Raw genomic sequence first — 22,094 nt, forward strand, 5'->3', positions numbered from 1 at the left:
GTATCCGGTCAATAACCGGGTCCGGCCATGGGGCCGCCTCGCCCGGGTCCGACAGGAGATCCCCCATGCCTTTCATCGAAGTCTTCGACCGTGGCGCCAGTGAGCAAACACGGGTACTTGCGACATCCTCCATGACCGATGGTCTCTGCACGGCCTTCGGAATCAAGCCGGAAATCGTGACCGTCTATTATTTTTCGGTCCCCGAAAATTCCTACGCACATGCCGGAAAATATGGCGAAAACGCTGAAGTATTCCGCATCTTTGTGAAAGTGCATGCCTTCCCGAGGCCCCAGGACGCCAAGGCGGCGGCGGCCCGCGCCCTGACTGACGGTCTTTGCGCGGCCTATGGCGCGCAACCGAAAGAGGTGATCGTCTACTTCTTCGACCGCAAACCGGAAGATGCCTTCCACGCGGGCATCGCCTCGGCTTGACCGGGGCGCAGGAACCGGAAATGCTTGTGATCAAATTTAAAAGAATATCCGCTACTGGAGATCATCCGTGGATCAGTTTTACACCGAGGACCAGCGCATGGTCCGCGACACCGCGCGCAAGCTCAGCGATCAGGTGATCGCGCCTGCCGCCGCCGCCATCGACCGGGACGACGTCTTCCCCCGCGCCGTCTATGAAACCCTTGCCGAACAGGGGCTTTTCGGCGTTGCCCTGCCCGAGGAGGCAGGCGGCGTCGGGATGGATGCGATGGCCGCCTGCATCGTCATGGAGGAAATCGCGCGCGGCTCGGGCGCGGTCGGCAATGCCTTCGCGATCCCGGTCGAGGCGGCGCTGTTCCTGAACCACCACGGCGGCAAAGAGACCCGGAAATGGATCCCCGGCATCCTCGAGGGCAAGGTGATTCCCGCCACCGCGGTCACCGAACCGGACTGCGGATCGGACGTCGCCGCGATGAAGACCACCGCCCGGCGCGACGGTGACGACTACGTGATCAAGGGCACCAAGGCCTGGGTCACCTTCGGTGAGGTCGCCGACGTGATCATGGTCTTTGCCAAGACCGATCCCGAGGCCGGGCATCGCGGCATCAGCTGCGTCCTGGTCGAAACCGACCGGCCCGGCGTCCATCGCGGCAAGTCCGAGACGCTTCTGGGCATGCATGGCCTTGCCGAATGCATGATCAGCTTCGACGAGGTGCGGGTGCCTGCCACCAACCTCATCGGGCCCGAGCACGGCGCCTTCAAGATGGCGATGGAGAATTTCAACTTCTCGCGGCTGATGATGTCCTCGATGGCGCTGGGCATGGCCCAGGCCGCGATGGAGGATGCCGTCACTTACGCCAATGACCGGCGCCAGTTCGGCAAGCCGATCTTCGATTTCCAGGCGATCCAGTTCATGATCGCCGACATGTCGAAGGACATCGCCGCCGCGCGCTTGCTGATCCACCATGCGGCGAAGCTCTACGATGCGGGTCACCCCATCGCGCTGGAAGCCGCGCAGGCCAAGCTGTTCACCACCGACATGGCGCAGGTGCATATCTCGAACGCGCTGCAGATCCATGGCGGCAACGGCTATTCCCGCGAATTCCGCATCGAGCGGCTGTTCCGCGACGTGCGTCTCAGCCAGATTTACGAGGGCACCAACCAGATCCAGCGCATGATCATCGCCCGCCAGGTGCAGAAGGCCTACGCATGAGCCTTTATTTCGAAGACGTCGAGGTCGGGGCGCGGTTCACCACCGCGTCCCATGTGATCACCGAAGCCGACATCGCCGATTTCTGTCGGCTGACCCGCGACCATCATCCCCTGCATACCGACGAGGCCTATGCCAAACGGGCCGGGTTCGACGGCATCATCGCGCACGGGCTTTACGGGCTGGCGCTGATGGAGGGGCTGAAGACCGAGCTGAAGCTGTACGAGGACAGCTCGATTGCCTCGCTCGGCTGGAACCATGTGCGCTTCGTCCATCCGATGGGCGCGGGCGACGAGATGCATGTGGAAATGGAGTTCACCGCCAAGCGCGAAAGCCGGACCCGGCCCGCGGGCGTGATCACCGAGACCGTGTGGCTGCTGTTTCCCGACCGCTCGCCCGCGATCTCGGCCGAACATGTCTCGTTGATCCAGAAGCGCGACTGACTATGGTTGCGCCCAGCCCGGCCCCGCGCAAGGACAGCAAACTGGAACCCGCCGCCAATTCCGTCGACCAGGCCACCCGCCAGATCCGCGAGGCGATCCTTGCGGGCCGTTTCGCGCCGGGCGAACGGCTGAAGGTGGCCGAACTGGCGGCCGATCTGGGCTTCTCGACCATGCCGCTGCGCGAGGCGCTGAGAAAGCTCGAGGGCGAGGGGCTGGTCGAGATCGAGCCCAATCGCGGCGCCACGGTGCGCAGGCTCGACCGCGCCTATATCTCGGACCTGTTCGAGCTGAACACCGAGCTTCGGATCTTTGCGCTGCGGCGGGGCATGCGGACCCTGACGCTGGAACGGTTGAAAGAGCTGGAGGCGCTGGCCGAAGCCTATGCCGCGCATCTGGCGGCGGGCGAAGAGGTGGCGGCGCTGGAAACGAACCGCCGCTTCAATGCGCGGCTGGTCGAGTTCGGCGGCAATGCCGAGGCGCACCGGATGTTCCTGCGCGGCTGGGAGCTGATCTTCGCCTTCCGGCGCGGCTATGGCTACGGGCCGGGGCGACAGGCGGTTCTGGCCGAGGAAATGGCGCTGATGGTCGAGGCGCTCAGGCGTCACGACCTGCCCGCCGCCGAGGCGATCCTGCGGATGCAGAACGCGGCGATGATGGAAGACCTCGCCGCGCGGGTCGATCCCGAGGGCAGCCGGACCTGAACGCCGCCGGGGAAGGCAAAAGGGCCGGGGGGCAGGGGGCTGCCCTCCGGCCGTTTCATGTCCGGCTCAGCCGGGGAAGGCCTCGCCGCTGATCTTGCGGGGCAGGTACTGGCCGTCGGCGGGGGTTCCGGTCACCTCGCCATCGGCGGCGACCGTCTTGCCGCGCAGGATCGTCCGCACGGGCCAGCCCGTCACCGCCATCCCCTCATAGGGGGTGTAGTCGCAGCCGTGATGCATCTTGGCCTGAGTGATGGTGGTTTCGACCTTCGGGTCCCAGAGCGCGATATCGGCATCCGCGCCGATGGCGATGGTGCCCTTCTTCGGATAGAGCCCGTATAGCTTGGCCGGATTGGTGGCGGTCAGCGCCACGAAGCGTTCGGCCGTGATCCGGCCCTTCGATACGCCCTCGGAAAACAGCACGGGCAGCCGCGCGGCGACGCCCGGAATGCCGTTCGGCACCCATTTGAACGAGGTCCGCGCGCCCTTCACGTCCTTGCCGGCCGGGTCTTCATAGCGGAACGGGCAATGGTCGGACGAGAAGATGTCGAAGGTGCCGTCCCGCAGCCCTTCCCAGATCGCCTCCTGGCTGTCGGTGTCGCGCGGCGGCGGCGAACAGACATACTTGGCGCCCGAGAAGTCCATGTTCAGACCCTTCAGGTCGTCCCGGGTCAGCGCGATGTATTGCGGGCAGGTCTCGGCAAAGATCTTGCGGCCGCGCCGCTTGGCCCACTGGATCTGCTCCATCGGCTCGCGGCCCGACACGTGGACGATGACGATCGGAACGTCGGTCAGTTCGGCATGGCTGATCGCGCGGTGGGTGGCCTCGCGCTCGGCCACGGCGGAATGCGAGATCGCGTGGTAATAGGGCGCGGTCTTGCCGGCCTCTTCCAGCTTGCGGGTCATGAACTTGATGGCGTCATGGCCCTCGGCATGGACCATCACCAGCGCCTGTTCGCGGTGGGCGGTGTCGAAGACCTCGAGCAGTTCGGCATCGTTCAGGATCAGGTCGTCATAGGTCATGAAGACCTTGAAGGACGTATAGCCGTCCTTGATCAGCGCGGGCAGTTCCTGGCCCAGCACCTGGGGCGTCGGGTCGGTGATGATCAGGTGGAAGGATACATCCACATGGCACTTGCCTTCGGCCGAGGCGTGATAGGCCTGCACCGCCTCGCGCAGGGTCTGGCCCTTCTGCTGCAGCGCGAACGGCAGGACCGTGGTGTTGCCGCCCGCGGCAGCCGACCGGGTGCCGGTCTCGAAATCGTCGGCCATGACCACGCCGCCGCCCTGGGGCTGGGCCAGATGGACATGGGCGTCGATCCCGCCGGGCATCGCCCAGAGACCGGTCGCGTCGATCTCTTCGGCGGCCGCGCCGACCTTTTCGGCGATCTCGACGATGCGGCCTTCCCGGATGCCGATATCGGCGACATAGCGGTCGGCGGCGGTGACGATCTGGGCGTTTCTGATGGCTAGATCAAGCATGATTGGGGTCGGCTTTCATTCTGAACGGAAACCGCGGCCCTTGCTTGGGGCCGCGGCCTTGGACCTTGCGGGCCGGGTTTATTCGGCGGTCAGCGCCTGGAAAAGCTTCTTCTGGCCGGGGGTCGTCAGTTCGCTTTCGTAAAGCGGCAGCGACGCCTTGCGGAACGGTTCGACATCGGGCCGGGTGATGGTCACGCCCTCGGCCTTGAAGCTGTCGATCAGCGGCTGTTCCTGATCCTCGACATATTGCCGTTCCCACCGGGTGGCTTCCTGGCCCGCTTCCATCAGCGCGGTCTGGATGTTTTCCGGCAGCGCGTCATAGGCGGCCTTCTGCATCACCACCGGGGCGGTCATGTTCAGCCAGCCGACCAGCGCGAAATCGGGCGCGACCTCGTAGAACTTCATGCCGTCATAGCCGGTCGAGGCGGCCTCGGCCCCGTCCACGACGCCCGATTGCAGCGCGCCGTACAGTTCCGAATAGGCCATCGGCGTCGGGTTGGCGCCATAGGCGCGCCAGGCCTCGACATGGACCGGGTTCTGCATGGTGCGGATCTTCAGCCCCTTGACGTCGTCGATGGTCTCGACCGGTTTCGAGGTCATCAGGTGGCGGATGCCCGACGAGAACACGCCAATCAGCTGGAAGCCAGACCCGTTGGCGCTGTCTTCCATCAGGTCCCAGTTTGCATCGACCTTCTCGCCCAGGGCCGAGATCGACGGGAAGAGGAAGGGCATGTCGAAGACGCGGAAATCCTCGATATAGTTCGACAGAAGCGAGTTCGAGGTCATCGACATGTCGAGCGAGCCCAGCATCACGCCCTCAATCAGCTGCGCCTCGTCGCCCAGCTGGCCGCCCGGGTAGATTTCGAGCGTGGCGGCGCCGTCGGTCTTTTCTTCCAGAAGCTCGCGCATCTTCTGCAGGCCCTTGTCCTGCACCTCGTCGGCGGCGTTGGTATGGGCCACCTTGAAGGTGTAGTTGGCCGCCAGGGCGGGCGCGGCCGTCAATGCGGCGAGAACCGCGAGGGAGGACAGGACTCTGTTGGACATCCGGAGGGTTCCTTTTCTTGGTTAAAGAGCGAACGGCCCGGTCATTTCATGATGACCGACGGCAGCCAGAGAGAGACAGCCGGAACGAAGGTGACCAGCACCAGCGCCACCAGCATGCACAGGAACGGCAGCCAGATCCGGCGCGAGACCTGCTCGATCCGGCGCCCGGCCACCGAAGAGGCGACATAGAGGCAGATCCCGTAGGGCGGCGTGATCAGGCCAATGGACAGGTTCAGCGCGGTGATGATGCCGAATTGCACCGGGTCGATGCCATAGCTTCGGGCGATGGGCAGCAGCACCGGCAGCAGGATCAGCACCGCCGAGATGCTTTCCATGAACATGCCGACGACCAGCAGCAGCAGGTTGACGATCAGCAGGAAGGCGATCGGGTTCTCGGTGATCCCGGTCAGCCAGGCGCTCAGCATCGCCGGAAAGCCCTGGGTGGCGATGATCCAGGTGAAGACCGAGGCGGTCGAGATGATGATCAGGACCGTCGCCGACAGGCTGATCGCCTTCAGCAGGATCCGCGGCAGGTCGCGCGGTTTGAGTTCCCTGTAGATGAACATGGTCACGACCAGCGTGGTGAACAGCGCCACGCAGGCGGCCTCGGTCGCGGTGAAGACGCCGCCGACGATGCCGCCGATGATGACCACCGGCACCAGGAGGCCCGGCGCCGCGTCGAGGAAGGTGCGGCCGAGGCGCTGAAACGTGAAGGCCTCGCCGTCGCGATAGGCCGGACCGCCCCCGCGGGCGAACAGCCAGGCGCCCAGCATCAACCCGGCCATGACGATCAGCCCCGGGACGATGCCGCCCAGGAACATCGCGCCGATGGACTGGTTGGCGGTCACGGCGATCACGATCATCACGATCGAGGGCGGGATGATCGAGGCCAGCGAACCCGAGGCGGCGATGATCGCCGCCGCCAGGTCGATGTCGTAGCGGCGCTTTTTCATCTCGGGCACCATTACCGCGCTGATCGCGGCGGTATCGGCCGAGCCCGAGCCCGAGATCGCCGCGAGCCCGGTGCCGGTGACGACCGAGACCATGTAAAGACTGCCGGTGATCCAGCCCACCAGCGCGCCCGCGAGCGCGACGAAGCGCCGGGCGATGCCGCCGGCCTCCATCAGTAGCCCCGAGGCCACGAAGAACGGAATGGCCATCAGCGTGAACGAACTGATCCCGCCATAGACGCGCTGGGCGACGATCGAGATCGGGGCGGTCGTGGTCAGCTCGATCGCGACCAGAGCCGCGATCCCGAGCGCCAGCACGATCGGGATGCCCGAAACCAACAGCAGCAGAAATCCTCCGACGGCCCAGATCATATGCCGGTCTCCTCGGCGTTCCGGGCGCCGGGTCGCAGGATGCGCGGAATGCTGGACAGGGCGAATTCGAGAAGGAAATAGCCAAATCCCACGGGCAGCGCCGAATAGGGAATGGCCAGCGGGATCCGCAGGGCCGGAGACTTGACCATCATCCCGATCGCGACCATCGACAGCGATCCGACGACCACGACGCCGAGAAACCAGGCCCCAAGCGCGAAGGCGGCAATGTTGAAGACCCGCTGGACCGCCAGAGGTGCCTTCAGGATCAGGACATCGACGCCGACATGCTGGTTGTGGCGCATCGCGATGCCCGCTCCCAGCAGCGCCAGCCAGATCTGCGCGAAGGTCGCAGTCTCTTCGCTCCAGGCGATGGAATAATTGAAGACATAGCGCCCGACGATCTGGATCAGGACGGCCAGCGCCATGTAGGCCAGAAGCAGGATGGCGGCCCCGTCCACCGCTCTGCGGAGCGTCCAGAGCATCAGAGACAGGCCTTTCCAGACCGCGCTCGAAGCAACTCGCGACACGTCATGCTCTGCCGAGCGGTCTGACACCGGTGCACCTCCTATCCATCGATCCGGGCGGACGATCCCGCCGCGCGTCGGTCCTGTTGCGAGAGGTTATCCGCAAAGACGGGGGGCGAAAGGAAGAGAGCTATTAAGAAAGTGGATGGAAGTATTTAATCTGGGGTTTTCGCGAATACTCCTCTTGAAAACAGGGTAACCTGCGAGGACGAAAAACAGAAGTCGAACAGGATGCAAGCAGCGTTGTGCTGTGGAGGGTATTTTTCGTGCAAAGTGAAAACGGCATCGGTCCGGAAATCGGGCTGGCTTTCTGCCTTCTGGGGCGCGCCGAGGCGATCCTTCTCGCCAGGGGGGCGAGATTCGATTTTGCGGTCATGGATATGGAGCATGGGCCCATCGGTCTGGCCGATCTGGGGCAGGCGGCGGCGGCCGGGCTGGCGGCCGGGTTTCCGGTCTATGCGCGGGTTACCGGGCCGGACTCGCCGGATCTTGCGCGGACGCTCGATTGCGGGGCGGCCGGGGTGATCGTGCCCCATGTCGACAGCGCCGATCAGGCCCGCGCGGTGGTCCGCGCCTGTCGCTTTGCGCCGGTCGGGCGGCGGGCGCTGCCGGGTCCGCTGCCGGTCGCCGCTTACGTGCCGCTGCCGGCGGCGGATCTGGTGGCGCGGGCGGGCCAGGGGCAGGTGATCGCGATGATCGAAAGCGCCGAGGCGCTGGCGGCGGTCGAGGAGATCGCTGCGGTGCCGGGGCTCGACGCGCTGTTCATCGGCACCAACGATCTGGCCGACGGGATCGGGCTGCGCGGGCAGATCGGACATCCCGACATGTTGGCCGCATTTCAGCGCATCGCGGCTGCGGCAAAAGCCCATGGGCTGGGCTTCGGCGTCATGGGCCTGCCGCCCGGGCTGGTGCAAAGCCACGCGCTGGCGCTGGGCGCGCGGATGTTGGTCGCGACGAACGAAACCAATCTGATCGTCGAGGGCGGGGCGTCGGTTCTGGCCGGGTTGCGTCGCCGCGCGGCGTCATGAGGCGTCGCGTTCGGCCTCGGCCCGGACTTCTGCGATCTGGGCCTGGACCCGCTCGGCGAAGGCGGTGATCAGGCGCCGGGTCTGGCGCGAGGTGGTCTTGGTGCGCGAGGTCGCCGCCGAAAGCTCGAAGCTGAGCGCGGGCGCGTAGGCGCGCACCACCAGCCCCGGCCGCAGCACCGTATGGGCAGACAACTCGTCGATCAGGGTCACGCCGCAGCCTTCGCGCACGATCCGCGCGGCGGCGTTCATGAACCGGGTCTCGACCGAGGGGCTGTAGACATGGCCGCTGGCGCGGAAGCTGTCGGCGATCATCAGCCCAATCCGGTTCGACACCTGCGGGCCAACCATCTGCCGCCCGATCAGGTCGCGCGGCGTCACCACCTCAAGACGGGCCAGCGGGTCGTCGGCGGGGCACAGGCAGACCGCGCGCAACTCGACCAGGGTTTCGTAGTCGAGTGCCTGGCGTTCATAGGCGGCGATGACGAAGGCGACATCGGCCAGCCCGTTCTCGACCACCTGCAGCACACTGTCGAGCGGCCGGGTTTCCAGCGAGATCTGCACCTTGGGGTACTGCCCGGCATAGTCGGCGATGACCCGGGGCAGCACCGCCTCGGACAGCTCGGCCGTCGAGGCGATGCGGATGCGCCCGATCCGCCCGCGCCGGAGATCGGCCGCGCGCTGGTTCACCGCGTCGCGCAGCAGGAAGAGCGGTTCCGCGTCTTCCAGCAGGATAAGCGCCTCTTCGGTCGGCACCAGCCGGTTCGAGACCCGCTCGAACAACGGGAAGCCCAGCACCGTCTCGATATGGCGGATGGTGTTCGAGACCGAAGGCTGCGACATGCCCAGACGTTCGGCGGCGCCGACGGTGGTGCGGTACTGCACCACCGCGCGCAGGATCTCGAGTTGTCGCAGGTTCAGCATGGGGCGAACGCTTCCTCTTGGGGACGCGTTCAGCTTTTCGTCAGGCGAACCCGCCGGAAATTGCGGATCTTGTCGGTGAACGGTCCAAAGCCCTTGATAGCCGCGAATTCCGGCGTTTCATAGGCTTCTGGGCCGGTGATCGTGTAGATCGCCACATGGGCTGGCCCGCCCTCCAGACATTTCTCGCGCCGGGCGTCCAGCCAGCCGGGGCAGGCCAGGATGTCGGGCAGGTGGGTGTTGTTGTACCAGTCGTCGAAGGCGGCCTCGTCCTCGGGGTCGATATCGACAAAGACCATGTGGGTCTGATGGGGCTCAGGCATCCAGATTTTCCAGACAGGGGGCAAGTGCTGCGGCCAGGCGATCGGTTTCGGCCGGGTCGATGGGTGGCGTCGGCGCGCGGCAGGCCGGGCTGTCGATCCGGCCGAGCCGTGCAAGGCAGGCTTTCAGCCGGGCGGCGGCCAGATGGCCCGGGCGCGCATAGACGAGTCTGGCCAGCGCGAACAGCTTGCGGTGGATCGCCAGCGCGGCGTCGGTCTCGCCCGCGCGGACATGGGTGCCGAGCGCCACGATCAGCTCCGGCACCACGGCGGCAAGGCTGACAGCGGACCCGTCGCTGCCCAGCTGGAAGCAGGCAAAGAGATGTTCGTCGCCCGAGGCCATCACCGCCACATCGGGCCGAAGCGCGCGGGTCTGGCGCAGCGTGTCCTCATAGGCGCGGGTTTCCCACGAGCCTTCCTTGATGCCGACGACCGCCTCAATGTCCAGCAGGGTGGCCAGCGTGTCGGGCGCGTAATGCAACCCGCCCGAGCCGACCGAGCCCTGAAACAGGTAGACCGGCCCTTCGGCCGCTTCGGCGATGCCCTTGTGATGGGTGACGATGGCGCGCGGATCGGCGCCAAGCGCCCAGGAGAAGGGGGCGAAGACCATGATCGCATCCGCCCCGGCGGCGCGCGCGGCGCGGGCATCGGCGGCGGCCTGGGCGGTCGATTCGGCGCTGACCGCCGCCAGCACCCGCCTGGCGGGCGCGACGGCCTTGGCATGGCGCACCACGGTCGCGGCCTCGTCGCGGGTCAGGAAGATGCCCTCGCCCGCATGCCCGTTCAGCAACAGCCCATCAAGCCCCTCGGTCGCCAGAACGGCCGCGAAATGGCGGTCAAGGCTGTCGAGATCCAGCGTGCCATCCTCGCGCATCGGGCAGATGGTGGCGGCGTAAAGCCCGCCATGGGGATGCGCGGCCATCAGAGCAGCTCCGCCTGGATCAGCGCGCAGCGCACGCCCTCGATGATGGCGTCGGATTGCGGCAAGAGCGGCAGGCGCGGGGTCGCGCATTTGATGACGCCCAGCATCTTCAGCCCGTCCTTCATGCGGGTGTGCATGTCGACGACCGGCGCAGGCCCGTAGATCGCGCGCACCACGGGGTAAAGCCGGTCGTTCACCGCGCGCATCTTCGCCAGATCCTGCGCTTCGGAGGCCTGCCACAGCTCGGCCAGCAGGCCTGGCGTCAGCGAGGCGAGGCCGGACAGGATGCCGTCGCCGCCCAGCGCAAGTTGCGAGAAGAACCAGTGGAAGTTCGAGGGCAGGATCGCGACATCGGGCGCCGCGGCCTTCACCGCGCGGCGGTTCTCGTCATAGGCGAGCATCGTGGCGCTGCCTTCCTTGATCGCGACGATTTCGGGGATCTGGGCGATCTCGGCCAGCGCCTCGGTCGAATAGCCGAAGCCCGAGGCAATGGGGAACTGGAAGACCGACATCGGCATCGCCAGCTCGCGGGCGAGCTTTTCCATGAAGGCCACGGGGGCCCTGGTCGAGGCGTTTCCGCCGCCCAGAGCCTCGGGCGGGAAGATCACGGCGACGTCGGCGCCGGCCTCGCGGGCGGCTTCGGCCTGACGGACGGCCTCGGGGTAACCGGTAGGCACCACGCCCGCCAGCAACAGCCGGTCCTTGCCGATATGGTCGCGGGTGGTGCGGATCACCTCGTCGCGTTCGGCCTCGGTCAGCGCGGTCGCCTCGCCGGCATGGCCGTTGACGAAAACGCAATCGGTCGTCTCGGGCTTGGCGCAATGGTCGAGGACGGCCGCATAGCCCTCCCAGTCGATGGCACCCGTCTCGTCGAAGGGCAGAACGGTCGCGACCGTGATGCCGCGCAGATCCTTGCCGGTCAGGCTCATGTCGTCACTTTCTTTCGGGGGAATTTCAGGGTCGCGTCGGCCTTGAGGACCTCGGCGCCCTCTTCGTTGCGGGCCGAGGCCTGCCAATCGACGGTGCGGTTTTCCTCGTCCTTGCCGCTGATCCAAATCTCGAAGGTCAGCGTGTCGCCGTAGCGGACCGCGCCGGTGAACCAGAAGCTGTCGCGGATCGACACGCCCAGCGTACCCACAAGCTCGGCGGTCAGCACCGAAGTGCAGATGCCCGCGACCAGGATGCCCGGCGCGAGGCGCTCGCCGAAGCGGGTGCCCGAGGCATAGTCCTCGTCGACATGGACCGGGCCGAAATCGCCGGTGGCGGCAATGTACATGGCGCCGTCGGCCTCGGTCACGGTCTTGGTGACGCTGATGCGGTCGCCCACGCACAGCTCGTCCATCTGACGGATGTCGTACATGAGGGCTCAGCCCTCCCTGAGGACGAGTGTCGCCTCGCCGGTCACTACGGTGTGGCCGTCGATCTCGCCCGCCAGATGGCAGACCAGAGACTTGCCCTCGGGGCCGCCGCTGGTGGCTGTGGCGGCCAGCGTTTCGCCGACGGTCACGGTGCGGTGGAACGAGAAGGAAATCGTGCCGATCCGGTAGTCCGGCCCCGCAAGCCGCGACAGGGCGGTCGAGAACAGCGCGCCTGCCGCCAGTTCGAACACGGCCATGTCCGGCAGGCCCAGAGCCTGCGCCTTGACGCGGTCCACATGGGCCGGACCCAGATTGCCCGAGATGCCGGTGAAGAAGCCCTGTTCGGCCACGGTCATGGTCTTGCGGAAGGTGACCGACTGGCCCCGTTCGATACTCATGAAAAACTCCGTTCCGTCAAAGCGTCAGGCCGCGCTTGATCACCGAACGGGCGATCAGCATGCGGTGGACCTCCGAGGTGCCGTCATAGATCCGGGTTACCCGCGCGTCGCGATAGATGCGTTCCAGCGGCAGCTCCTTGGTGAAGCCATAGCCGCCGAAGACCTGAATGCCCCGGTCGGCGACCCGGCCCAGCATTTCCGAGGCCTGCACCTTGACCATCGAGACCTTGTCGCGCGGGTCCATCCCCTGGTCGATTTCCCAGGCGGTGTTCAGCACCATCATCCGGGTCGCGAAGATCTCTATCGCGCTGTCGGCGATCATCTGCTGGACCATCTGGAACTCGCCGATGGGCTGGCCGAACTGCTTCCGGGTGGCGGCATGCTCGCGCATCATCTCGAGAACGCGCGAGGCCATGCCGACCGCCCGCGCGCCGATATGGCCAAGGCGAATGCCGCCGACATTGGCCATCATGACCTTGAAGCCCTCGCCCACCTCGCCGAGGATCTGGTCCTTCGGGATGCGCACGTCGTCGAAGGTCATCTCGGCATGGCCATAGCCGCGATGGCCCATCATCGGCTGGTTCCGCGTGACCCTGAAGCCGGGCATGTCCTTGTCGACGATCAGCAGCGTGATGCCGCCGCGCGCGCGTTTCTCGGGATCGGTCACCGCCATGACGATGATGTAATCGGCGATGTCCCCGTCCGAGATGAAATGCTTGGTGCCGTTCAGCACCCAGTGATCGCCGTCCAGCACCGCCCTGGTCTTGATCGCGGCCGCGTCCGATCCGGCACCCGGTTCGGTGATCGCCATGGCGCAGATCTTGTCGCCCCTGACGGTCGGGAAAAGGTACTTGTCGCGCAGATCGCCCTTGAACTGTTCGAGCATCGGATAGACCTGCCCGAAGATCCGCCGGATCAGCGCATCCGAGGTCTGGCCCAGCTGCTCCTCGACCAGACACATGTCGAGAACCCCGAGCCCGCCGCCGCCGACCTCCTCGGACATGTTCAGCGCATAAAAGCCCAGCGCCTGTGCCTCGGCCCGGACCGCCGCCAGCTTTTCAGGCGGGATCTGGGCATTGGCCTCGGTTTCCTGCTCCAGCGGCTGAACCTTTTCGCGCACGAAGCGGGCGACAGCCTCGGTCACCATCTTCATCTCGTCGGAAATCTTGAAATCCATCTGTATTACCCCCGCATCCGGTCGGTCTGGGCCACGGCTCCGGCCGCAAGGAGCGCTTCGATTTCGTCAGAACCAAGGCCCGCCTCGGCCAATACCTCGCGGCTGTGCTCGCCCAGGGCGGGCGGCGTCATCCGGACGGGTGGCGTCTCGCCGTCATAGCGGACCGGATGGGCCAGCATCACCATGGGCGAGCCGCCCCGGGTCTCGGCCTTGACGAAGGCGCCCAGATGCCGGACCTGCGGGTTCTGGGGCAGGGCGTCGTAATCCTCGACCGGCGTGTGCCAGACCCCGGCCGCCTCAAGCAGCGGCAGCGCCTCGGCCATGGTCAGGCGCGCCATGCCCTGCTGCACCAGTGTCGCGATCTCGCCGCGTTTCGAAAAGCCGTCTTCCTCGGTGAAGGCGGCCAGTTCGGGCAGGTTCAGCGGTTCTGCCAGATCGGCGGGCTTGCACATCGAGATCATGACATGGCCGTCGCTGACCGCGTAGATCCCGTAGGGCGCCGGGCTGAACCAGTTGGCCAGTCCCGCCTCGCCACGCGGTCCCTTGCGGTTGGCGCCGTTCATCCAGGCGGTGATCGATTCGCCCTGCAGATCGAGCGCGGCCTGCAGCATGTTGACCTCGACCTTGCGGGCGACGCCGGTGCGCTCGCGCTCGAACAGGGCCGCGACGATGCCGCCTGCGGTCAGCGCGGCGGCATGGTGGTCGATCGGCACCGTGCCGATGGCGACCGGCCCGCCCTCGAGGCTGCCGGTATGGGCGGCAAGCCCCGACATCGCCTGCAACAGCACGTCCTGGCCGGGGCGTTTCGCGTAAGGGCCGTCGGCGCCATAGCCGGTGGTCGCGGCATAGATGATGCGGGGATTGATGCGGCGCAGCTCGGCCTCGCCCAGCCCGAGCTTGTCCATCGTGCCGGGGCGGAAATTCTCCATCACCACATCGGCAGTCGCGATCAGCCGCCTGACCGCGTCCAGCGCCGCGGGCGCCTTCAGGTCCAGCGCGAGCGAGCGCTTGTTGCGGCCGGTCGTCATGTGGTTGACGCTGGTCTCGTCGACGAAACGATTGGCGACGGCCCAGTTGCGCTGGAAGGCGCCGCCGATGGGCTCGATGGCGATCACGTCGGCGCCCATGTCGGCCAGATGCTGCGCCGCGGCGGGGCCCGACAGGAAATGGTTGAAACTGAGAATCCGAATGCCGTCGAGCGCGCCCATGTTAGTCCTCATGTGAAGGTCCCGCCTAAGGTAACGCCCGGCCGGGCCGGGCAGGAATATGCGTCTCTATCTTATTTTTCTCAGAGATAATTCATATGGCCTATAGTTGGCGCTGTGACCGCGTTGCGCGGGCACTTCGCGGCAAGGCGTGACGGGGCGCCCGGGCTGCGACATGGTCGGCCCATGACTGAGATTCGGCTGATGAACCCCAACAGCGACCCGGTGGTGACCGCGTCCATGTGCGAAATCGCGGCGCGCGCCCTGCCGGTGGCGCCGATTGGCTGGACCGCGCCTGCGGGACCGCCGCTGATCGTGACGCCCGAGGCTCTCGCCCGTGCCGCCGAAGGGATCGCGGCGGCCGAGGTCCCGGGGCGGCCCGATGCGGTGATCGTCGCGGCCTTCGGCGACCCGGGCGCCGAGGCGCTGGCCGCCCGTCTGGCCTGTCCGGTGATCGGCATCGGCGCGGCGGCGGCCCGCGCGGCCGCCCGGTCGGGCCTGCCCTTCGCGGTCGCGACCACCACGCCGGGGCTCGAGGCCCAGATCGACGCGCTGATGCGGCGCCATGCGGGTACCGTGCCCTATCTGGGGTGCCGCTTCGCGGCGGGTGATCCGGTGGCGCTGATGCGGTCCGCGGCAGAGCTCGACGCCGGGCTCCTGGGAGCCATCGTCGAGGCGCATGCGGCGGGTGCTGCGCAGGTCGTGATCGGCGGCGGCCCGCTGGGCGCGGCGGCGGAACGGCTGCGCGACCGCGCGCCGGTGCCGCTGTTGAACCCGGTGCTTTGCGCCGCGCGCGAGGTCGCAGCCCTTCTCGGGGCGCAGCATGTCTGAGACCGAGGCCTTCGCCGACGCGCTGCTCGCCGCGCATCGGGGCGGGCAGCGGGTCGCCGAGGCACCGGGGCCGCTGTCGCGGGCCGAGGTGCTGGCGGTTCAGGCCCAGGTGTCCGGGGCGCTGGGCCCGGTCGCGGGGTTCAAGGTGGGGCGTCTGCCCGAGGGGCCGCCGGTGCTGGCGCCGATCCCCGCCTGCTACCGGGTGCCCGATGGGGGCAGCCGCAGGGTGCGCGACCGGCTGGGGGTCGAGCTTGAAGTGGGGTTCGAACTGATCCGCGCGTTGCCGGGGCCGGGCCTGCCGCCCGACCCCGCCGCCCATTTCCGTCCCCGTGCCGTCTTCGAACTGGTCGAGACCCGACTTGCGGGCGCCGCGGCCGACCGGCCCGACCTCAAGTTCGCCGATCTTCAGATTACCGCCGGGCTGGTCTCGGGATCGGGGCCCGAGGCCTGGGACGGCCGCGATTTCGGCCGCCTGTCGGCGCGGTTCCGGGCCGGCGCCCACACCGTGCTTGAGGGCGAAACCGAAGTGCCCGGCGGCTCGGCGCTGGCCAATCTCGACCTTTTGCTGCGCCATCTGGGCCGCCATTGCGGCGGTTTGCAGCCGGGGCAGACGGTGATCACCGGGTCGGTCTGCGGGCTGCCCTGGTTCGAACCGGGTACGGAACTGTCGGCCGAGATCGCGGGGCTTGGCCGAGTCGCGGTCAGTCTGGCCTGAGCGCCAGCGTCGGCCATTCGAATGGCGGTGCGACGGGGTCCGCCAGGGCCAGCAGATGGCTCTCGCTGCCGGCCGGACCGATCAGTTGCAGGCCGATCGGCATCGCGCGGGTCCGGACATATCACGTCGAAATACCCATCGTCCCGCAACAAGTCATCAAAGCATGCCTGGTCCAGGCAGGCCAGATAGGCCGCCGTAAGGTACTCCGTCGCGGCATAGCCCTGGCGAACGCGTCGCTCCTCCATGTCCGCGACATCCGGTTCCACCGCAGCCCGCGCCAGCAAGGCGGCACGGGTTTCGGCGTCGGAGCCGGGGCCACCGGCCAAAGAGTCCGGCAGGAAACTCCATCGGCCACCTGGACAGGAGGCGAAAACGTCCTCGGCGTTGAGGCCCTGCACGACCTGTTGGGTGAAGTCCATCCAGGCGAGGTATTCGTGATTGTTCACGATCCGGTGCTCCGGGTTGCAAACATGGATCTCGCCAAATGCACGCAAATCGCTCCAGGAAAAGGTCTCCTGCGCTTGGACGGCAGATGTTTCAAGAAGGCTCCAGAATGAAAACAAGCAGACCAGTGCCCGTAGCCGGACGCAACTTGATTCAGAAAAACCTTGTCTCCCTTGGTGATTACTTCGGTTCCGTCGATTTGGGCTTGAAGCATGGGCTGAATCGGCTTCGCTGCCTCTCCGCAGCTCTGATACCGCCCTCGATAGGTAGCGGTTCATCGTAGGCGCAGCGCCTGCATGAGTGTGTTGTGAATTGGAGCCATGTCGCCGTGATTTTCGGCGGCGGCCATCAAACGGCAGTTGGTCAGCAGATATGGCAGGAACTGACGCATGTCCCCACCATGCTCGAACAATTTTGAGCTCGAAGGCATCAGGGCTCGTATCGTCGAAACCGTTGTCCGAGGCGCAAATGGAGCGCCTGAAGCCATTCTTTCCGAAGAGCCATGGCAAGCCCCGGGTCGACGACCGGCGTGTTCTGAGCGGCATTATCTTTATCAACCGCAATGACTTGCGGTGGTGCGACGCACCCGGAGAATACGGTCCGGCCAAGACGCTCTACAACCGCTGGAAGCGTTGGAGGTGAGTGGCTGAACGCCACTGGTTCGAGAGAAGCCACGAACACGGCGTCTTCGCCCGGATCATGACGGGCCTGGCCGCGGAGCGGGCCGCGCACAAGACGATCATGATCGAAGTGAGCAGGCGAACGCCATGCGTTCGAGTGAGCCTGCGCAAGTACCTGAAGGCGCACTGCACGGCCTCCAGCCTGCAGGTGAGAAAGGGGGGCGCGGACGCCAGATCGGCCGAACCAAGGGGGGCATGAACACCAAGCTGCATGCCGTCGCCGATGCGAAGGGTCGACTGATCGGGTTCTTCATGTCCGCTGGACAGGTCAGCGACTGCGGCGGCGCTGCTGGGCAGCCTGCCGAAGGCGGACTGGTTGCTGGCCGACCGGGGCTACGATGCGGACTGGCTGCGAGATGCGTTGAAAGACAAGGGGATGAAGGTCTGCGTCCCCGGCCGGAAGTCTCGCAAGACAGCCGTCATATACGACAGGCGGAGGTGCAAGCGCCGCGACCGCATCGTGATCATGTTCGGCCGGCTGACGGACTGGAGGCGCGTCGCCACCCGATACGACAGATGCCCGGAAACCTTCTTCTCCGCTATCGCCCTCGCAGCAACCGTCATGTTCTGGCTCTGAAACTCAATCAGTCTGCAGCCTAGGCGGCCTATCATTCTGGCGCCAAGTCCTCGATAAGAACGAACCTTTCCCAAATAATCTGCATGTCCGGTGAAAACCCGCCGTTCCGCTCGAAATATCCACGATGCCCTGCGCGCCAACCCTCCAGATTGTCATCCTCGCCTTCGGCAAGAGCCATTTCTTCGGTTACTTCATCAAACCTGCATTGGATCAACTCCACGGTCTCGATCACAACGGCTGGAGTCTCGTCCCAATCGAGGCAGATATCGCGCCGACCGATTTCAGGGAAAGGCTCGCCATTTTGGAACTCGTGCAGCGCGCTACATGTTGCTACTTTCTTTCCATTTCGCACCAACGACAGCAGTGCGCTGGATAAGGCGGGATCATCGCCAAACTTGAATGTTCTGGCCGATGGGTACCGCAACTTAAGCGTTCTTAAGTCCCTGGGCATGTCAGTTCTTGCTCCTCCAAGCTCGCGAGGCTCACGTGATCTCGCACGAATACCGCCTGAGATGAAGGGCCTGATGGGTGGCGGCGCAGGTTTGGAAAGTGCAGAGGGGTCGCGTTTGTTAGGCTTCTGTGCTGAACGCTCTCGACCGAGGCTGTGTCAAACCTCGGTGGCATGCTATGGTTTCTCGGTAGCGGGAGATAGGCATGGCGGGTTTCATCGAGGGGGTTCCGCGCAGCCAGACGGTGCTTTTCCCCGAGCGCTTGGAAGACTGGATCGGTGAGGATGATCTTGTTCGCGCCGTCGATTTGTTCGTCGCCGAGCTCGATCTGTCTGCCCTCGGCTTTGAGCGCGCGACCTCCGCGCGCACTGGCTGACCGGGATCCATCCCGCCGTTTTGCTGAAGCTTTTCATCTATGGCTATCTGAACCGCATCCCGTCGAACCGCCGGCTGGAACGGGAGGCGGGGCGCAATGTCGAGGTGATGTGGCTGACCGGCAGGCTGGTGCCGGACCACAAGACCATCGCCGAATTCCGCCGCACGGAATGGCCGCGCGATCCGCAGGACCTGCGCGCAGTTCGTGGAGCTTTGCCGCCGGATCGGCGTGCTGAAGGGCGATTGCATTGCCATCGACGGCAGCAAATTCAAGGCCGTCAACAACCGTGACAGGACCTTCACGAAGAACAAGATCGCCAACCGCCTCGTCCATCTGGAGGTCGATGTTGAACGTTATATCAACGAGGTGGTCCGCATCGACCGGCAGGAAGACGGCGAGGCCCGGGCCGACAAGGTCGCCCATCTCGCCCGCCGCTATGGTCGTATCCAGCAGGAGATCGCGCGGCTGAAGGCGATGGACAGGGCTCTGGCCGACGCCCCGGGTGGGCAGATTTCCCTGACTGACCCCGATGCCCGCGCCATGGCGACCAGCGCCCGACACGGCGGCATGGTTGGCTACAACGTCCAGACCGCTGCCGATACCGAGAGCCACATCATCGTCACGCACGAGGTCACGAACCAGGGCTTCGACCGCGACCAACTCAGCCCGATGGCGATCGCAGCCAGGGACGTGCTTCAGCGTGATGACCTGCATGCCATCGCCGACACGGGTTATTTCAGCGGCCCCGAGATCCTCGCCTGCCAAGAGGCGGGCATTATCACGACCGTGGCGCGACCGGCCCCCTCTGGCAATGCGGCCAAAGGCATGTATGTGAAGGCGGATTTCGCCTACGATCCGGAGCGCGATGTCTATGTCTGCCCGGCCGGTGCGGACCTGATCTATCGCTACGCCACTGAGGAGCGCGGTATTCAGGTCCGGCGATACCGGATCAACGAATGTCAGACCTGCCCGCTGCAAAGCCGTTGCAACACAGGCACGGAACGCCACATCGCCCGATGGGAGCATGAGCATCTGATCGACGCGATGCGCGAAAGGCTGAGCCGGGACATCGATCCAATGACCCTTCGCCGCTGCATCGTCGAACATCCCTTCGGCACGATCAAGGGCTGGATGGTTCACACGCATTTCCTGACCCGCAGGCTGAAGAATGTCCGCACCGAGATGGCGCCGAATGTCCTTGCCTACAATATCAAGCGGGTGATCTCCCTGATCGGCATCCGGCGCCTGATGCAGGCCATTCTCGCCTGATCAGGACACAGCCGCTCCCCCCCGGCGCAGCACGGCCTCTGGCAAGGCCTATCGGGCGCCATCCGCGCGAAGGAAATCTGACGCTGCGCTACTGCTGGGCGGCACGGAAAACCACCCTCAGACAGACTCCGCCACCGAGTTTTGACACAGCCTCGGCCCTTCGCGGCCGTTCGACGGGATTACCATTGACGCGGCGCAGCTTCATCTAACCGGCCTTTAATCCATCGCGTAGCATTGTTCGACGGGCCAAGATCGGCGGCGCGGACTTCGCTGCTGTTCGTCGAGGCGTTCAGACCGCCTAGAACCTCGCCGCAGAACCGATCCAGCGTTTCGACATCTTCCGAGGGCGCGACCCAGACTCGGTCCGGCTCCAGTGTTCCGATTGGGACAATTCTCTCCGCGATTTCGACCGGAGCGGTCTCGTCGATACGACCAGCGGCCCAATCATGAAAGGCTGTAGAATACCAAACGGTCGCTCCGCTGAACGAGAGGTCGATTGTTCCTCCTTCCGCAAAGAATGTCAGCCCGTCCCCCATCTCTTCCCCGATAAGTGCGAGCCGTTCACCCAGACAGTGCTTCAAGACAGCGGTGAACACGATGGCGGCGGAGAAGGTGAACTTGTCGATGAGAAAATCGACCTGCCGGCCTTTGGCGCCCTCGGATATCGCGTCGATCAAAGGCATGGTTCGAAGCAAGTCGCCGCCCGTATTTCCTCGAACGTCAATAAGCAGGGGAGTGCCCGGGCGCGATCCTACGAGTTCCGCCGCCTTGGAAACCGCAGATGGAAGTGCCGCTTTACCGGGGTCGAAGAAGCTTGGAAGGACCAGTAGTGGCCCGGATTGGCCGAAGTCCTTAACAGGCTGCTGAAAACTCCGACCATCGCCTTTTCGACGCCAAGGGGCGTCATTTTTCGGGTTCTCTCGTTGAGCGGATGAAAATCCAGCGCGTTGGAGTCTGACGAGCTGACCTGCCACGGGATTTTTCCTCCACTGTCGATTAGAGCCCGGCCCAACTCGAGGACGGACAATGAAGCGAAGAAGATTCACGGACGAGCAGGTCATCAGCATCCTGGCGGAGCACGAGGCGGGCGCGAAGTGCGCGGACCTGTGCCGCAAGCACGGCATGTCGGAAGGCACCTTCTATAGTTGGAAGGCCAAGTTCGGCGGCATGACGGTGTCGGAGGTGAAGCGGCTGAAGGCGCTCGAGGATGAGAACGGCGAGCTCAAGAAGCTGCTGGCCGAGCAGATGCTCGATCTCGCCGCGATGAAGAAGCCGGTTGCAAAAAAGCGGTGCAGCCCTCCAGCGCGAATTCCGGCGTGTTGCCCTTGCCCGATCACCAGCGCCCCGGCCCGGTGGAGCGCAGCGACCGGCCGCTCGTCGGCCGGGCAGGGGCGCCGGGCCAGCGCGGCATTGCCCCAGGCGGTCGGCAGGCCCGCGCTGACGAGGTTGTTCTTGACGATCACCGGCAGCCCGTCGAGCGGCCCGGCCGGCCGACCCTCGGCCCAGCGCCGGGTCGCGGCCGCAGCCTTGTCGCGAAGCGTGCCGGACAGCGCGGTATAGGCATTCGGCACTTGGTCGAGCCGCCCGACCCGGTCGAGGATCGCCTCGACGGCCTCCAGCGGGGAAGTCGTGCCCGCGCCAAAGGCTTGCAGCAGGGCTGTGGCATCCCTTTGCCAGATCGTCACGTCGCGCGGGCCGAAGTTCATGCCAGTCCTCCTGCGGCTGTCCGGCGCAGGCGCAAGAGCAGACGCAGGAAAAGCAGCAGCAATTGGGGCAGGCGCCGCCGAGGGCTCAGGTTTCGGGCCGGTGGTCGGTGCTGCACAGCGCGTGATCGCCGATCACCTCGAGCACCCGGCATTCGGCGGCGCGCCCGCCGGCGCATTGGTCGATCATCCGTTCGAGCTCGGCCTTCAGCGCGGTCAGCCGGGCCAGCCGCGCCTCGACCGCCGCCAGTTGCCGCCGCGCCACCGCATCGGCCGCGTGGCAGGGCCGGTCGGGATGGTCGGCAAGGTCCAGCAATTCGCGGATCGCATCGAGCGGAAAGCCCAGTTCGCGCGCATGGCGGATGAAGGCCAGCCGGTGCAGGGCCCGTTGCGGGTAAAGCCGCTGGTTGCCCTCGCTGCGGTCGGGTTCAGCCAGCAGGCCGATCTGTTCATAGTAACGGATCGTGGGCACCTTCACCCCCGCCGCCTTGCCGAGCCGCCCGATGGTCAGCATGAAAAACCCTCTTGAAGCTATAGCCGCTAGAGACATTAGGGTTCCGACTCGCGGGGGAC

Annotated in this window: 22 protein-coding genes and 4 pseudogenes; 10 read left to right on the forward strand and 16 right to left on the reverse strand. The window is 65.7% G+C overall.

All coding sequences use genetic code 11. The features are described 5' to 3' along the window. The first annotated feature begins 65 nt into the window (after positions 1 to 65). The 4 genes from C8N38_RS17255 (at position 66) to C8N38_RS17270 (ending at position 2,782) form a co-directional block, all read left to right on the forward strand. Positions 66 to 431: a hypothetical protein gene (locus tag C8N38_RS17255; protein ID WP_108028385.1), complete on the forward strand. Its 366-nt coding sequence runs from the start codon at positions 66 to 68 to the stop codon at positions 429 to 431. 67 nt (positions 432 to 498) lie between these two features. Continuing rightward, on the forward strand, positions 499 to 1,641 hold the full coding sequence (locus tag C8N38_RS17260) for an acyl-CoA dehydrogenase family protein (RefSeq protein ID WP_108028386.1): 1,143 nt from the start codon (positions 499 to 501) through the stop codon (positions 1,639 to 1,641). Then, positions 1,638 to 2,081, forward strand: a complete 444-nt coding sequence (locus C8N38_RS17265; protein ID WP_108028387.1) for a MaoC family dehydratase — start codon at positions 1,638 to 1,640, stop codon at positions 2,079 to 2,081. The genes C8N38_RS17260 and C8N38_RS17265 overlap by 4 nt, the downstream gene beginning before the upstream one ends. Positions 2,082 to 2,083: 2 nt before the next feature. Further along, positions 2,084 to 2,782: a GntR family transcriptional regulator gene (locus tag C8N38_RS17270; protein WP_108028388.1), complete on the forward strand. Its 699-nt coding sequence runs from the start codon at positions 2,084 to 2,086 to the stop codon at positions 2,780 to 2,782. A gap of 66 nt (positions 2,783 to 2,848) precedes the next feature. Here C8N38_RS17270 and hydA read toward each other — a convergent pair whose 3' ends face one another. The 4 genes from hydA to C8N38_RS17290 form a co-directional block, all read right to left on the reverse strand. After that, complete coding sequence (gene hydA / locus C8N38_RS17275) at positions 2,849 to 4,261, reverse strand: dihydropyrimidinase (RefSeq protein ID WP_108028389.1); 1,413 nt, start codon at positions 4,259 to 4,261, stop codon at positions 2,849 to 2,851. Positions 4,262 to 4,339: 78 nt separating this feature from the next. After that, a complete protein-coding gene (locus C8N38_RS17280) occupies positions 4,340 to 5,305 on the reverse strand; it encodes a TRAP transporter substrate-binding protein (RefSeq protein ID WP_108028390.1) in 966 nt (321 codons plus the stop codon). Positions 5,306 to 5,346: 41 nt separating this feature from the next. Then, positions 5,347 to 6,627, reverse strand: a complete 1,281-nt coding sequence (locus C8N38_RS17285; protein ID WP_108028391.1) for a TRAP transporter large permease — start codon at positions 6,625 to 6,627, stop codon at positions 5,347 to 5,349. Further along, positions 6,624 to 7,181, reverse strand: coding sequence for a TRAP transporter small permease (locus C8N38_RS17290; protein ID WP_245895784.1), 558 nt, complete (start codon positions 7,179 to 7,181; stop codon positions 6,624 to 6,626). Before C8N38_RS17290 ends, C8N38_RS17285 begins: the two co-directional genes overlap by 4 nt. A 236-nt stretch (positions 7,182 to 7,417) precedes the next feature. Here C8N38_RS17290 and C8N38_RS17295 point away from each other — a divergent pair, with 236 nt between their 5' ends. Continuing rightward, entirely contained in the window at positions 7,418 to 8,179 is a 762-nt protein-coding gene (locus tag C8N38_RS17295) for an HpcH/HpaI aldolase family protein (RefSeq protein ID WP_245895785.1), read from the forward strand. Here the strand turns inward: C8N38_RS17295 and C8N38_RS17300 are convergent. The 8 genes from C8N38_RS17300 to C8N38_RS17335 are packed head-to-tail and all read right to left on the reverse strand — an operon-like array spanning position 8,174 to position 14,492. Continuing rightward, positions 8,174 to 9,100, reverse strand: coding sequence for a LysR family transcriptional regulator (locus tag C8N38_RS17300; protein WP_245895786.1), 927 nt, complete (start codon positions 9,098 to 9,100; stop codon positions 8,174 to 8,176). The genes C8N38_RS17295 and C8N38_RS17300 overlap by 6 nt on opposite strands. 29 nt (positions 9,101 to 9,129) lie before the next feature. Next, positions 9,130 to 9,420 carry an EthD domain-containing protein gene (locus C8N38_RS17305; RefSeq protein ID WP_108028394.1) on the reverse strand — a complete coding sequence of 97 codons (291 nt, stop codon included), beginning with the start codon at positions 9,418 to 9,420 and terminating at the stop codon, positions 9,130 to 9,132. After that, positions 9,413 to 10,339 carry a dihydrodipicolinate synthase family protein gene (locus C8N38_RS17310; RefSeq protein WP_108028395.1) on the reverse strand — a complete coding sequence of 309 codons (927 nt, stop codon included), beginning with the start codon at positions 10,337 to 10,339 and terminating at the stop codon, positions 9,413 to 9,415. The genes C8N38_RS17305 and C8N38_RS17310 overlap by 8 nt, the downstream gene beginning before the upstream one ends. After that, entirely contained in the window at positions 10,339 to 11,268 is a 930-nt protein-coding gene (locus C8N38_RS17315) for a dihydrodipicolinate synthase family protein (RefSeq protein ID WP_108028396.1), read from the reverse strand. Before C8N38_RS17315 ends, C8N38_RS17310 begins: the two co-directional genes overlap by 1 nt. Continuing rightward, a complete protein-coding gene (locus tag C8N38_RS17320; RefSeq protein WP_108028397.1) occupies positions 11,265 to 11,699 on the reverse strand; it encodes a MaoC family dehydratase in 435 nt (144 codons plus the stop codon). Before C8N38_RS17320 ends, C8N38_RS17315 begins: the two co-directional genes overlap by 4 nt. A 6-nt stretch (positions 11,700 to 11,705) precedes the next feature. Further along, positions 11,706 to 12,095, reverse strand: a complete 390-nt coding sequence (locus tag C8N38_RS17325; protein WP_108028398.1) for a MaoC/PaaZ C-terminal domain-containing protein — start codon at positions 12,093 to 12,095, stop codon at positions 11,706 to 11,708. A gap of 16 nt (positions 12,096 to 12,111) precedes the next feature. Then, positions 12,112 to 13,272, reverse strand: coding sequence for an acyl-CoA dehydrogenase family protein (locus C8N38_RS17330; protein ID WP_108028399.1), 1,161 nt, complete (start codon positions 13,270 to 13,272; stop codon positions 12,112 to 12,114). Positions 13,273 to 13,277: 5 nt separating this feature from the next. Continuing rightward, on the reverse strand, positions 13,278 to 14,492 hold the full coding sequence (locus C8N38_RS17335; RefSeq protein ID WP_245895787.1) for a CaiB/BaiF CoA transferase family protein: 1,215 nt from the start codon (positions 14,490 to 14,492) through the stop codon (positions 13,278 to 13,280). Between the two features lie 171 nt (positions 14,493 to 14,663). On the opposite strand from C8N38_RS17335, the gene C8N38_RS17340 reads away from it, so the two are divergent. The 3 genes and pseudogenes from C8N38_RS17340 to C8N38_RS17350 all read left to right on the forward strand — a co-directional run bounded on the left by C8N38_RS17340 (position 14,664) and on the right by C8N38_RS17350 (position 17,724). Beyond that, positions 14,664 to 15,308 (forward strand): aspartate/glutamate racemase family protein, encoded by a 645-nt coding sequence (locus C8N38_RS17340; protein WP_245895788.1) that lies wholly within the window; start codon positions 14,664 to 14,666, stop codon positions 15,306 to 15,308. After that, the gene (locus C8N38_RS17345; RefSeq protein WP_108028402.1) at positions 15,301 to 16,023 is read left to right on the forward strand and encodes a hydratase; all 723 of its coding nucleotides are present in this window, start codon (positions 15,301 to 15,303) and stop codon (positions 16,021 to 16,023) included. Before C8N38_RS17340 ends, C8N38_RS17345 begins: the two co-directional genes overlap by 8 nt. Before the next feature lie 912 nt (positions 16,024 to 16,935). Then, a pseudogene (locus C8N38_RS17350) lies at positions 16,936 to 17,724 on the forward strand (IS5 family transposase). Between the two features lie 31 nt (positions 17,725 to 17,755). Here C8N38_RS17350 and C8N38_RS17355 read toward each other — a convergent pair. Continuing rightward, positions 17,756 to 18,175, reverse strand: a complete 420-nt coding sequence (locus C8N38_RS17355; protein ID WP_108028403.1) for an ASCH domain-containing protein — start codon at positions 18,173 to 18,175, stop codon at positions 17,756 to 17,758. 203 nt (positions 18,176 to 18,378) lie between these two features. Here C8N38_RS17355 and C8N38_RS17360 point away from each other — a divergent pair. Further along, positions 18,379 to 19,818 (forward strand): annotated as a pseudogene (locus tag C8N38_RS17360) (IS1182 family transposase). Between the two features lie 179 nt (positions 19,819 to 19,997). Here the strand turns inward: C8N38_RS17360 and C8N38_RS17365 are convergent. Next, complete coding sequence (locus C8N38_RS17365) at positions 19,998 to 20,792, reverse strand: hypothetical protein (protein ID WP_215731174.1); 795 nt, start codon at positions 20,790 to 20,792, stop codon at positions 19,998 to 20,000. 52 nt (positions 20,793 to 20,844) lie between these two features. Here C8N38_RS17365 and C8N38_RS17370 point away from each other — a divergent pair. Beyond that, a pseudogene (locus C8N38_RS17370) lies at positions 20,845 to 21,126 on the forward strand (transposase); the annotation flags it as partial. Between the two features lie 74 nt (positions 21,127 to 21,200). Here C8N38_RS17370 and C8N38_RS17375 read toward each other — a convergent pair. Both C8N38_RS17375 and C8N38_RS17380 read right to left on the reverse strand, forming a co-directional pair. Further along, a pseudogene (locus C8N38_RS17375) lies at positions 21,201 to 21,524 on the reverse strand (amidase family protein); the annotation flags it as partial. Positions 21,525 to 21,609: 85 nt separating this feature from the next. After that, on the reverse strand, positions 21,610 to 22,035 hold the full coding sequence (locus tag C8N38_RS17380) for a MerR family transcriptional regulator (RefSeq protein ID WP_108028404.1): 426 nt from the start codon (positions 22,033 to 22,035) through the stop codon (positions 21,610 to 21,612). Positions 22,036 to 22,094 lie beyond the last annotated feature (59 nt).

The organism is Rhodovulum kholense, assembly GCF_003053725.1.
Lineage (GTDB): Bacteria > Pseudomonadota > Alphaproteobacteria > Rhodobacterales > Rhodobacteraceae > Rhodovulum > Rhodovulum kholense.